Annotated in this window: 12 protein-coding genes; all 12 read right to left on the bottom strand. The window is 36.1% G+C overall.

From position 1 onward, the window contains the following. Positions 1–10 precede the first annotated feature (10 nt). Entirely contained in the window at positions 11–553 is a 543-nt protein-coding gene (gene hpt, locus GOM47_RS00055; RefSeq protein WP_235080680.1) for a hypoxanthine phosphoribosyltransferase, read from the bottom strand. A gap of 4 nt (positions 554–557) precedes the next feature. Continuing rightward, positions 558–1,835 (bottom strand): tRNA lysidine(34) synthetase TilS, encoded by a 1,278-nt coding sequence (gene tilS, locus GOM47_RS00050; protein ID WP_235080679.1) that lies wholly within the window; start codon positions 1,833–1,835, stop codon positions 558–560. Further along, positions 1,832–3,100 (bottom strand): serine hydrolase, encoded by a 1,269-nt coding sequence (locus GOM47_RS00045; protein WP_235080678.1) that lies wholly within the window; start codon positions 3,098–3,100, stop codon positions 1,832–1,834. The genes tilS and GOM47_RS00045 overlap by 4 nt, the downstream gene beginning before the upstream one ends. After that, complete coding sequence (locus GOM47_RS09640; RefSeq protein ID WP_000429343.1) at positions 3,093–3,215, bottom strand: SP_0009 family protein; 123 nt, start codon at positions 3,213–3,215, stop codon at positions 3,093–3,095. The genes GOM47_RS00045 and GOM47_RS09640 overlap by 8 nt, the downstream gene beginning before the upstream one ends. 4 nt (positions 3,216–3,219) lie before the next feature. Beyond that, a complete protein-coding gene (locus GOM47_RS00040) occupies positions 3,220–3,588 on the bottom strand; it encodes a septum formation initiator family protein (protein WP_235080677.1) in 369 nt (122 codons plus the stop codon). After that, positions 3,581–3,847 carry an RNA-binding S4 domain-containing protein gene (locus GOM47_RS00035; protein WP_001234975.1) on the bottom strand — a complete coding sequence of 89 codons (267 nt, stop codon included), beginning with the start codon at positions 3,845–3,847 and terminating at the stop codon, positions 3,581–3,583. The genes GOM47_RS00040 and GOM47_RS00035 overlap by 8 nt, the downstream gene beginning before the upstream one ends. A gap of 57 nt (positions 3,848–3,904) precedes the next feature. Beyond that, a complete protein-coding gene (gene mfd / locus GOM47_RS00030) occupies positions 3,905–7,408 on the bottom strand; it encodes a transcription-repair coupling factor (RefSeq protein WP_235080676.1) in 3,504 nt (1,167 codons plus the stop codon). Beyond that, entirely contained in the window at positions 7,409–7,978 is a 570-nt protein-coding gene (gene pth, locus GOM47_RS00025; RefSeq protein ID WP_235080675.1) for an aminoacyl-tRNA hydrolase, read from the bottom strand. A 73-nt stretch (positions 7,979–8,051) separates the two neighbouring features. Further along, a complete protein-coding gene (ychF, locus tag GOM47_RS00020) occupies positions 8,052–9,167 on the bottom strand; it encodes a redox-regulated ATPase YchF (RefSeq protein WP_235080674.1) in 1,116 nt (371 codons plus the stop codon). 84 nt (positions 9,168–9,251) lie between these two features. Further along, on the bottom strand, positions 9,252–9,446 hold the full coding sequence (locus GOM47_RS00015; protein ID WP_000285188.1) for a DUF951 domain-containing protein: 195 nt from the start codon (positions 9,444–9,446) through the stop codon (positions 9,252–9,254). A gap of 64 nt (positions 9,447–9,510) precedes the next feature. Further along, on the bottom strand, positions 9,511–10,647 hold the full coding sequence (gene dnaN / locus GOM47_RS00010) for a DNA polymerase III subunit beta (RefSeq protein WP_235080673.1): 1,137 nt from the start codon (positions 10,645–10,647) through the stop codon (positions 9,511–9,513). A gap of 158 nt (positions 10,648–10,805) precedes the next feature. Beyond that, positions 10,806–12,167 (bottom strand): chromosomal replication initiator protein DnaA, encoded by a 1,362-nt coding sequence (gene dnaA / locus GOM47_RS00005; protein ID WP_235080672.1) that lies wholly within the window; start codon positions 12,165–12,167, stop codon positions 10,806–10,808.

Below are 12,167 nucleotides of genomic sequence, written 5' to 3'. Positions count from 1 at the left end.
ATAAATCTTTCTAATTTGAATAAACTTCTTCTTTCAATACTCCAACATAAGGAAGGTTGCGATAATTCTCTTTATAATCTAGACCATAACCTACTACAAACTCATTTGGAATAGTAAAGCAGGTATAATCTGCCTCAATTTCAACAACACGTCCCTCTGGTTTGTCCAACAAAGTCGCGATTTTAACAGAAGCTGCTTCTCTTGCAATAAACATATCTCGCAAATTTTTCAAAGTTTGACCTGTATCAATGATATCCTCTACAAATAGAACATGTCTTCCTTTGATATCTTGAGTCACATCTTGTTTAATATTGATAACACCACTGCTTGCTGTTCCACCATGATAACTAGATACCATCATAAAGTCCATTTCAATATGTGTGTCGATATGCTTAACCAATTCAGCCATAAAAGGAATAGATCCTTTTAAAATCCCAACTAAGATTGGATTTTTTCCTGCATAGTCCTTGGTTAATTGGGCACCTAATTTTTTAGCAGCTTCTGTAATTTCATCATGTGAAATGAGGATTTTTTTAATATCGTGTTCTAACATCTTTTTACCTATCTATTTTTTCTATATAAAGTACAGTGTTCATTATATCATTTTTCATGTTTTTACTCAAATCACTGGTCGCAATTCCTAAAATTGAGACAATTTCTCCAAATTGCTCAATAATAGGGGTTGTTTTTCGTTTTTCAATAGGGATTTTCAAATCTATAAATAAACGTCTCAGTTTCTTTCGGTGACCATTCAGGATAAGAACATCGCCAGGTTTTCGACATCTAATATATACAGGTGTTTCCCGTGAAACCGTTACTTTTTGAACAGCGTCCCCTTCAACAGGGATACCAAAAGAAAATAAATAACCCATATATCGAACTTGATTTTGATAGTGTAACACAAGTTCATCTTCCTCTTCATCGGCCTGAGGACTGATTTTACAAATTTGAAACCGTTGATACTCTTTTATCAGTTCGTAACCATTTTTAAGAGAGTGACGATACTGGCTTTTCGTTGTTAAAATCTGTCGAACTTCGGCAAACTGAGCCTTTGTCAGATTTAAGTCTGGAAATTGATTAAGATAGTTCTGGAGCAAGATTCCTTGAGTTTGTTGAGAGTATGAAAATAGCTCATTCAAATCTTCCACATCAATTTGTTTAGAAAGTTCCGTTATTGTTGCTTGGTAATCTGAAATTTCCCTTCCTAAATCTAAAAGGGCGGATTTAAGACGAGGATTTTCTTTTTCAAGTTCTGGTAAATACCTATTTCGAATGCGATTGCGAAAATAAGTATTTTCCTGATTTGTTTGATCTTCGAAATGAAGAATTGGTGGAAAATCCTTTTTATGAAAATGCAACAAAGGACGGAGGATTTCGATATCATCAACTACTTGACTTTCTTTTATTCCTGTTAAATGACGTAGCCGACTTCCTCGAATCAGGCGCATCAAAATCGTTTCAACCTGATCATCTGCATGATGAGCAGTAACCAGGGCTGTCGCTCCAACCTCTTTTATGATTTTCCTAAAAAAATCATAACGAAACTCTCGAGCACGCGCTTCTGAAAAGTCTCCTGAAAAGCTTGTGATATAAATGGGAAGTCCAGCTGTATCAGCTAACTTCCTTAGTTCATTCTCCTCCCAGTCAGACTCACTTCTCTGCTTATGGTTGACATGTGCTAAAATCAGCTCAATTCCCAACTCTTTTTGATAAGTGGACAATAGATGGAATAAAAACATCGAATCCAGTCCGCCAGACAGAGCTAACACGATTTTAGAATGTTTTTTGAAATACTCTTTTTGGAGAAAATGATTTAAAAAATCCTGGTCCCTCATTTTAGAACCTCATAGACATCCTTAGCTATCTTAGCAATGGTGTCATAATCAGAATTTTTAGTGAAAATAGAGAGAACGAAAGGTGAGCCTGTAAAGACAATGGCAGTATCATGTTTGAACTCGTCAGCATCTCCGATTTTGTGAGCTAGCTTAACCGAAACACCTTTCGCAATTCGTTGGTTATCAAAATTTGTCTTGCTTAGAGACTCTAGTACAAAGCCATTCTGATTATAAATAGCTTCCATGACCTTTCCAGCCATTTTTGAAGAAGTTAGTTTATCATTCACATCCCAATCTTCGCCCATAATGGTGGACATTTTTTCTTTGAAAACCCCGTCAGATTTATTGGTTACATAATAACCTAAAATATTATGGGCAACATTATCAGACTCCTTTGTTACCTTGGTAATTAATTGTTGGAGGTTGTAGTCTTTATTGTCTCCTGTTTTAGGTAAGCTACCACTACCTTCTGGTTTATAGGACCCAGGGAAACTATTTACTTCTGGGACATACTTGAAGCTACTGTCTAACGTATACTCTCCTTGATTTATCTTGTCTTGAGCATAATAAAGATAGGCCAGTTTCAAGATGCTAGCTGCATAAAGTTTGCTGTCTTCATTCACCCCAGCCTCTTTACCTGTACTCAGTTGTTTAACATAAATAGAATAATTTTCATTCTGATAGTTGTTTGATAAAACTTCTTGAACCTTCTGGATGCGATTGTCTTCTTCCGAGACGAACTCTTTTGATACCCACCCAACTTGATCAATATGAAGAAATTCTTGTCCCTCAGCAAAGAGGGTTCTATCCACTGTTACGCGTTGATAGGGAGAGAGAGATGAAGAAATTTCTTTCGCATCATAGGGGCTGTTATAGATAACAAACCCTGGCTCCAACCATACTTGTCTATTTTGAGTTTGAACTTGACTTTGATCATAGACCAAACGCTTATCTGCAAGGATAAACTGGTGATTATCTAATTTAAAAACAGGAGCACCTTGTCTATTCAAACGCCATTCTACGATTTTAAAGGCGTTTCCAGGAGTCAATTTACCAGACTCCTTAACAAGATTCTCATTAGCATAGACGGCTGTTTTTCCATAAACCATTGGAGATTCAAGAGTTTCTTTATAGTAGAATCCATAGTCAGACTCGGTTAGATAATAAATTTCTTGTGAAGAGTAAGGAAGCTGTTTTTCTGTGCTAACTACTCTTGAAGTTATGATAAAAGCAGGTAGCAATAAAACTACTAAGAACTTACGCATTCTTCTCTTCCCTTTCTTCTTGTAATCGTAATAAATGGTTTTTAGCTGCCAATTCCTCTAATTTTTCATCTGATAAACTTAAAAATTGCTCAACAACTTCCAATAAATTTTCCATGACATTACCTCGGAAGCAAATCAGGAATTGTGTAAATTGCTTCTCGTTTCTTTGAGTAATAGTACTTGGCGCGTGCATACTTTGCTACATAGTCTTCATCTTTCAACTTTGCAGCAAAGGCGGATTCCTTATCCTTTTCATCACTAAGAGTTTGGTACTGCTCTTTCAACTCTGTTAATTGCTGACGTCGTTGCAGTAACTGATCATAGCTTTGGGCCAAGTTATAAGTTGGTAAAATAAACAACAAGATCGTCAAAATAAGGACCCAACCCATAAAACGATTCCTCTTTTGTCTCTCCTTCATCAGATAACGACGACGTTGATGTTCATTTTGAATAAAAGAATTATTCATCTGTACAATATTTTTAGACATTTTCTTCTACCCGTGTTTCACTGAGAATTTCATACATGCCTGCTGCGTCTTCTTTTTTTGTACTATCTTTCATTTCTAGTACTTTAACAAGCAACAACTTATTTCCAAAGCGAATTTCAACTTGGTCATCAACTTTCAAATCCGTTGAACTTTTGGCCAAGATTCCGTTCACCTTGATTCTACCTTTATCTGCTACTTCTTTTGCGACTGTGCGGCGCTTAATAATTCGTGATACTTTTAAATACTTGTCTAATCTCATTTTTATTACCTCAAATTATTATTGTACCATTTTTATCCTTTTTATAGAAGAAAAATGTTAAATGGGATTTGCTTCCTTTGATTCTTTTATCTCTAATAAACTTTCTCCAAAAATCAGCAAACCTTCTAAAATTTCATAATCCTTCTTGTTTCGGACATCGAATACGACTTCCATTAATCCTCTATTCTCCGCTATGGCTGCTTTTAAGTTTGTTGCAGATAAGGCTTTAAAATAATCTTGAGCTAAGAATAGTCGTTGAGTGACTTTTTCAAATTGAACTGTAATCTTGTTATCTTTTCTTTCCACACGTTCTACAAAGACCTTGTCCAAATATGACTTAACCAAACCAATCTCTAAAAGGTAGGCTACTACATCTGGGTATTCTCCAAAGCGATCCATCAATTCTTCTTGTAGTTCTTCATAGTTGACACGATTGTCAATTTGACGAATTTTCTTGTAAATTTCAATCTTATGTCGTTGGTCAGAAATATAAGTGTCAGGAAGATAGGCGTCGATTTGTAAAATCAACTCAGCATTTCCTTTGATTCTTTTATTCCCATTACCGTTCCGTTTAGCGATAGCTTCCTCTAGTAACTGCGAATACAATTCAAAACCAACAGAATCAATGAAACCAGACTGCGATTTTCCTAGGAGATTTCCTGCTCCACGAATCGAAAGATCTCGCATCGCAATCTTAAATCCTGAGCCTAATTCTGTAAATCCCTTAATCGCTTCTAATCTCTTCTCAGAGACTTCACTAATTGATTTTTCTGGACGATACATAAGATAGGCATAAGCAATACGATTGCTACGACCGACTCTTCCTCTTAATTGATACAAGGTTGACAAGCCCATGTGGTCTGCATTTTCAATAAATAAGGTATTGGCGTTTGGAATATCAACTCCTGTCTCAATAATGGTAGTTGTCACCAAAATATCATATTGTCCTTCAATAAAATCCAATAAAGTATTTTCCAACTGAATTTCACTCATTTGTCCATGAACATACCCAATAGAAGCCTCTGGAATCAACTCCTGTAATTCTGAAACCTTCTGGTCAATCGTGTCAACTTTGTTGTAAAGATAGTAAACTTGACCTCCACGCTCCATTTCACGCAAGACCGCATCACGAATGACACTATCATTCTTCTCCAAAACATAGGTTTGAACAGGATAGCGATTGGTTGGAGGAGTTTCAATAACAGACAAATCTCGGATTCCCAGCATAGACATATGGAGGGTACGAGGAATTGGTGTTGCTGTTAAGGTTAGGACATCTACTTTTTTTTTCAGTTCTTTCAAGGTTTCTTTATGCTTGACTCCAAATCGTTGTTCCTCGTCAATAATCATCAAGCCCAAATCAGCAAACACAACATCCTTTGACAAAACACGATGTGTTCCAATCAAAATATCGATTTGACCATTTTTCAGTTTTTCAAGTGTCTCTACCTGCTCTTTTTTACTTCTAAAGCGACTCAACACATCAATATTAACTGCAAAATTTTGGAATCTTTCCTTAAAATTCGTATAGTGTTGTTGTGCTAAAACCGTCGTCGGAACTAGAACGACAACCTGTTTGTGATCATTGACAGCCTTAAATGCTGCACGCATTGCAACTTCAGTCTTCCCAAAACCAACATCCCCAACTAAAAGTCGATCCATGGGGTGAGAATCCTGCATATCTCTCTTAATTTCCTCAATACTGCGTAATTGATCATCCGTTTCGACATAAGGGAAAGCATCATCAAAAGCATGTTGCTCTTCATCATCAGCTGAGAAAGCAAAACCCTTCAACTGACTACGCTCAGAATAAAGTTTGATTAAATCGTCAGCTATATCCTCTACCTGGTTCTTAACTTTTTGCTTGGCCTTTTTGAAATGACCGTCATTTAATTTATTGAGTTTAGGAGGTTTCCCATCACTTGAAACATATTTGGACAGTAATTGAATCTGCTCCACTGGAATGGAGATTTGATCCCCGTTTTGGTATTGAACACTGACATAATCACGGTGAATCCCTTTGATTTCAATTGTTTCAATCCCTAGATATTGACCAATTCCATGGATATGGTGAACAACGTAGTCCCCTTTTTCAAGTTCATTATAATCTTTTAATCGCTCTGCATTTGAAGCATGTTGCCTTCGAAAACGACGTTTTAATTTCTTTTGAAAAATCTCATGTTCAGTAATCAACAGAATTTTTTCATCTACAAAATGAAAACCATGTCTTAGATTACCCTCAATCAAGTTCACAGATTCTTTACAGATACTTGACTTATCTCTGGAATCCAATTTAATCTGATATTCCTCTAAAACATCCTCCAATGTTTTACTTCCCATTGAATTGCTAGACTGCAGAACAATGGTGTAGTCCATTTTTTTGTATCGCTCAATTTCTTCTTTAAGAAAAGAAAATTGATTGAAAAACTCCTGCATGGGATATTGATTAAATTGATAAATGTAATCAAACTTGAGATTTCCTAATCCTTTTTGTAGATTTGAGAAAAAGGTAACTGGACTTTGTTTTTTATAGATTTGCTCTGTATCTGCAAAATACTGCATCTCAGAAAATGATTTACCATTCTGTAAATCTTCTGTAAAGTATTGCACTAATTCTCTTTCAAAGGCTTCATACTGATTCATCAATTTTTGATAGTCATCAAAGAATACTGGCGTATCTTTTTCAATATAATCAAATATAGTCCATGTTTTATCGTAACATAAAGATAAAAACTTTCGACTATCTGAATGTACTTGTTTTTGATGAAAACTTGACAAAATTTCTTCTAAATAGGATTTCAAAATCGGCGATTGAGTCTTCGAAATTTGCTTTTCTAAAGCTGACTGACCTCGTTGATAATCCTTTTCTCTCAAAAGCATATCACTAGCTGGAAAGATAGTGAGTTCTGTCTGATTTTCTTTTGATAATTGTGTTTCGACTTCAAAAGTACGAATGTCATCAACTTCATCACCAAAAAACTCGATTCGGAAAGGTTCTAACTGAGACATTTCAAAAATATCTAAAATATCTCCTCGAATACTAAACTCCCCTTGAGTCTGTACTTGAGTAACTTTTCGATAACCGATTTCCTTTAATTTGTGAAGAAGGTCATGTTGGTCATATTCTTTACCGACTGCAATCCTTATAATACTTTCTTTAAATCCAGTTGGAGAAGGTAAAATCAATCGACTTGCTGCGATATTACAAACTAAAATCCCTTTCTTAGATGGATCATTCAAAAAACGCAAGGCCTCAACCCGCGAAATGATTTTTTCTTGCGAAGACATCAAAAACTCTACCATAGGAGAGTCATCTACCAAAAAAGGATAGACAACTTCCTCTCCTAAGAGAGAAAGAAGATCACTGATAATTCGTTCTGCTTCACCATAAGTCGAGGTCAGTAACACAACCTTATTTTCTTTTTCTAGACTGCTTGCAATTGCAAGAGCCTTGGTAGACGTTGATAAACCAAGTATTAGTTGTCTTTTCTTATCTATCAGATTTTGATGCCATTTTTTTATCTGGTCATTTTCTGAGAATAAATCTAATAAAGTTACCATTTAACCATTATACCTCTGCATTGTTTTCTCAAAATTTTTCTCTTGTAAATAGTAGTTTACAGCATCGTCAACCTTGTCAATAGACTGTAAAATACCCACATAGTCATCCTGTTCAAACTTACTTAAAACATGATGAACAACCGACATGCCTTTTTTAGGTCTTCCAATACCTATTTTAACACGGTTAAATACCTGAGTCCCTATATGTTGAATAATAGACTTGATACCATTATGACCACCTGCTGATCCCTTTGCTCTTAAACGAATTTTCCCGACTTCCATGTCAAGGTCGTCGTAAATAACGAGTAAATCTTCAATATCCAAACCATAGTAAGTCAATAAAGCATGAACCGCTTTTCCACTTTCATTCATAAATGTTGTTGGTTTGACGAGATAAATTTTTTCTCCATTGAAGAAAAAAGATGCTAGGTCAGCTTGAAATATCTTGTCATGTGTAAAGGTAACATTTTGTTTTTTGGCCAATTGGTCAATCAACATAAATCCAACGTTGTGCTTGGTTTCAAAATATTTATCCCCTGGATTTCCTAATCCAACAAGTAATTTAGTCATTTATTTTTCCTTTCAAAAGCCAAAAGGGTTGGAATTTTTTTCCAACCTAATTGACACTATTTATTAAATATTATTAAACGTTAAAGCGGAATTCCATGATATCGCCATCTTGAACGATATATTCTTTTCCTTCTTCACGCAAACGCCCAGCTTCTTTTACAGACTTTTCAGATCCATATTTCACTAGATCCTCATATGACATTGTTACTGCACGAATAAACCCTTTTTCAAAGTCTGAGTGGATAATACCAGCTGCTTGAGGAGCTTTCATCCCTCGCTTAAAGGTCCAAGCACGGACTTCTTTTTCACCAGCTGTGAAGTAAGTTCCAAGCCCAAGCAAGTGATAAGCTGCACGAGTCAACTTGTCAACGCCTGATTCAGTCAAACCAAGTGCTTCAAGAAACTCTTGCTTATCCTCATCGTCTAACTCAGAAATTTCTTCCTCAGCACGCGCGGAAATAACTACTACTTCAGCATTCTCTGTCGCTGCAAATTCACGAATTTGCTTCACATATTCGATAGAATCTGGATCTGAAACTACATCTTCATCCACATTAGCAACATAAAGAACTGGTTTAGTGGTTAAAAGGAAGAGACCTTTGACTACTTTTTGCTCTTCATCTGTAAATTCAATAGTACGTGCTGATTTTCCATCTTCAAGAACTGGTTTGATTTTTTGAAGAACGTTGAACTCTGCTACTGATTCTTTATCTTTTTGCGTACGTGCCATCTTTTCTACACGCGCGTAGCGTTTATTAACTGATTCTAAGTCAGCAAGAATCAACTCTAGGTTAATGGTATCAATATCTGCAAGTGGATCCACAAAGGCATCTTCTCGTCCTTGTTCACGCATGACATTTTCATCATCAAATGCACGAACCACATGAACAATCGCATCCACTTCACGGATGTTGGCCAAGAATTTATTCCCTAGACCTTCCCCTTTTGATGCGCCTTTTACAATCCCTGCAATATCTGTAAATTCAAAAGTTGTTGGGACTGTCTTTTTAGGTGTGATCATTTCAGTTAGTTTCTGTAGACGTTCATCTGGAACTTCTACCATCCCAACATTTGGATCAATAGTCGCAAATGGGTAGTTTGCCGCCTCTGCTCCTGCTTTTGTAATTGCATTAAAAAGGGTTGATTTACCAACGTTTGGCAAACCAACGATACCTGCTGTTAAAGCCATAGTTTCTCATTCTCCGTTCTCATTTCAATCCCTAACATTATAACACAAAAAGGGAAAACTTGCTAACCCTCTAACTAAGGGTTTTTAGTCAATAATCTTATTCATTTTTCGTTCAAAATCATAGCGACTCATCATAACAACGTGATCACAATTGCTACATTTGATTTTGATATCTGCCCCTACGCGTGTAATTTCCCAACGATTGGCTTTTTTACCTGTTGATTTAATTGTGCAAGCATGTGGTTTTTTCATCTCAACAAAATTTCCAACTTGATACATACTACTCTCCTTTTCTTTTTCGATTATATCATAAAAGAGGCGAGCTAGGCTCAACCTCTTTAACTTAATTTGTACGAACTGGTGTAATGAGCTGCATGAAGTCTTCATCAGTATCTGCTGGAACAAGAGTGAATGGACGAACAGCTGAGATAAAGCTGATAGTTACTTTTTCACTATTTAAAGCCTTGAGAGAATCAATCAAGTAAGTCGGGTTGAAACTAATGGTCAAATCATCCCCAGTAACCTGCTCAGTATCGATTTCTTCGTTTACTTTACCAACTTCAGGAGAATGAACATGGGCGCTAACAACACCACCTTTAATTTCAAGCTTCACAGTACCATTTTGAGTCGCACTTGATAAGAGACGAGCACGTTCCATTGATTGACGCAAGTTGACAACATCAAAAGTTACTGTCGTATTAAAGTCAGTTGGAATCAAACGATCTGTATCAGGATAGTTTCCTTCTAGGAGACGAGTGTAGAAGCTAATATTTTCGCTTCTAAAGAGGATTTGATTATTGGCAAAGAAAATCTCAACAGTTTCAATATCATCCGTAAATACAGCTGAAAATTCACGTAGAGAGCGACTAGGAATCACCACATCGAAATCATCACCATTTTTTTCAAGAGTCAATTTTTTCTGGCTAAGGCGATGAGAGTCTGTCGCAACTGTTTTTAGTTCCTTGTGATGGCTCAAAACAAAATGGACACCAGTCAAAATTGGACGACTTTCTTGCGTACTTGCAGCAAAAGCTGTTTCATTGATAATTTTCTTAAGTAGTTTGGTTTCAAGAATCAAAGGTGTGCTTGCTGAAATTTCTTGGATTCGTGGGTACTGTTCGCTATCTTTTCCTTTTAGAGTAATTTCTGATTTGCCACTTGTTAAGACAATTTGTTTTTGTTCAATCTCTTTGAAATCAAGGGTTACATCTGGAAGACTGGATACAACATTGATAAAGAAAGAGGCTTCAAGAAGAATCGAACCTAAGGAAGTAATTAAAAGACCAGCATCTTCATTCTTTTGAGAAATGAAATTTTCAATGGAGATTTGTCCATTTGATCCAATTAAAGTAATTCCTTCATTGGTAACATCAATTTTAATGGTTGATAAAATTGGAATGGCATTTTTTGAACTAATTGCTCGTTTTGTGGTATTTAAGGCTTGTAGAAATAAATTTTTGTTAATTGAAAAATGGATCATGGATTCTCCTTTATTTATTTTTAGTATTAGAAGGATAATAGAAATAATAGAGTGTGTGAATTCTGTGGAAAACTGATTTCTATTTAGTGAGCTCAAGCTTTTTAGCTTGTTTAAAAAATGTGGATAAAAAAGATAGAAAAGGAAAAGTTATCCACAAGCTACTTAATTTTCTTTTTGATTGCTTCGATTTCTAAACGTAAATTATCGTCTTCGTCAATCAAGGATTTTATTTTAGCATGGGCGTGAATAACGGTGGTGTGATCTTTTCCTCCAAATTCTTTTCCGATTTTTGGAAGGCTATTATCTGTCAGCTCTCTAGCCAGATACATGGCCACTTGGCGGGCTAAAACGATGTTTTGAACTCGTCTTGTACCCTTCATTTCTTTGACACTCACTCCATAAAAATTACCAACTTCAGTTTGGATTTTGTCAATTGGAATGACTAGCAGTTGGCTAACATCTTGTTTGCGAGCTCTGATAGCTTCAGCAGCGATATCAATAGTGATGTCTTTAATCTTCTTTACTCTGGCAATTAAAGTGATATCGTTGATTGCTCCTTCAAGTTCTCGAACATTTGAATCGAATTGACCAGCCAGATATTCTAGGGTATCACTCTGGAAATGGTAGTTTAAATGTTCCGTTTTACTTTGAAGAATGGCGATACGTGTCTCAAAGTCAGGAGGGGTGATATTTTGAGTCAAGCCCCAGCTAAAGCGCGTGACAAGCCTTTCCTCAAGGCCCTCTAAATGTTTAGGACTTCGGTCACTAGTCAGAACGATTTGTTTTTGATTGCTATGAAGAGCATTGAAGGTATTGAAAAATTCTTCTTGAGTTGCAACCTTTTTACCACTGAGAGATTGGATATCATCAATCAGTAAGAGATCAAGGCTTCGGTAAGTTTTTTTAAATTTTTCCATTTCCCCGAGCCTCAGATGCTCAAGAAAGTCGTTAATAAAACTTTCAGCAGGAATATATTTAACCCGAGCTTCAGGAATATTTTTTAGAATTTCATTTCCGATAGCATTCAGTAAGTGGGTTTTCCCTAGTCCAGGACCACCATAAATGAAAAGGGGATTATAAGTCAAGGCGAGGTCTTCGGAAACAGCCAGAGCAGCAGACTTAGCCCAGATATTCCCATCTCCTTGAATAAAGTTATCAAAGGTATATTTTTCCTTCAATCCTGTTTCAGAATATGGAATAGCAAGATTGGCCTGTGAAGCAACATAATGATTGCTATTTTCAGAATCCATGACATAGGTTGAAGATTCTTCCTCAGGCTTTGTTAAGACAAATTGAGTTTTTATTTCAGTATCATAAACTTCAAAACCAGCAGCCACAATGATATCTTTGAGTTGTTTTTTCCAAACCATTTCCATTTCAGGTCTAGGTAAAAAGATAGTAGCTACATTTTCCTCCACTTTTATGAGTTCAGCAGGTGTGGCGTAGAAATCGTACATAGAACGTGTCAATCTTTCTTGAGCCAATTCCAAGATTTGATTCCAAAATTGTTTTTCTTTCAC

The sequence above is a fragment of the Streptococcus oralis genome, assembly GCF_021497945.1.
Lineage (GTDB): Bacteria > Bacillota > Bacilli > Lactobacillales > Streptococcaceae > Streptococcus > Streptococcus oralis_BR.
This window is presented reverse-complemented; position numbering and strand designations above follow the sequence as displayed.

Coding starts and splice junctions, on each gene's coding strand:
- mfd (WP_235080676.1), bottom strand. CDS start 7,408: ATGGTAACTTTATTAGATTTATTCTCAGAAAATGACCAGATAAAAAAA.
- dnaN (WP_235080673.1), bottom strand. CDS start 10,647: ATGATCCATTTTTCAATTAACAAAAATTTATTTCTACAAGCCTTAAAT.
- GOM47_RS00015 (WP_000285188.1), bottom strand. CDS start 9,446: ATGTATCAAGTTGGAAATTTTGTTGAGATGAAAAAACCACATGCTTGC.
- GOM47_RS00040 (WP_235080677.1), bottom strand. CDS start 3,588: ATGTCTAAAAATATTGTACAGATGAATAATTCTTTTATTCAAAATGAA.
- hpt (WP_235080680.1), bottom strand. CDS start 553: ATGTTAGAACACGATATTAAAAAAATCCTCATTTCACATGATGAAATT.
- GOM47_RS09640 (WP_000429343.1), bottom strand. CDS start 3,215: ATGGAAAATTTATTGGAAGTTGTTGAGCAATTTTTAAGTTTATCAGAT.
- GOM47_RS00045 (WP_235080678.1), bottom strand. CDS start 3,100: ATGCGTAAGTTCTTAGTAGTTTTATTGCTACCTGCTTTTATCATAACT.
- pth (WP_235080675.1), bottom strand. CDS start 7,978: ATGACTAAATTACTTGTTGGATTAGGAAATCCAGGGGATAAATATTTT.
- ychF (WP_235080674.1), bottom strand. CDS start 9,167: ATGGCTTTAACAGCAGGTATCGTTGGTTTGCCAAACGTTGGTAAATCA.
- GOM47_RS00035 (WP_001234975.1), bottom strand. CDS start 3,847: ATGAGATTAGACAAGTATTTAAAAGTATCACGAATTATTAAGCGCCGC.
- tilS (WP_235080679.1), bottom strand. CDS start 1,835: ATGAGGGACCAGGATTTTTTAAATCATTTTCTCCAAAAAGAGTATTTC.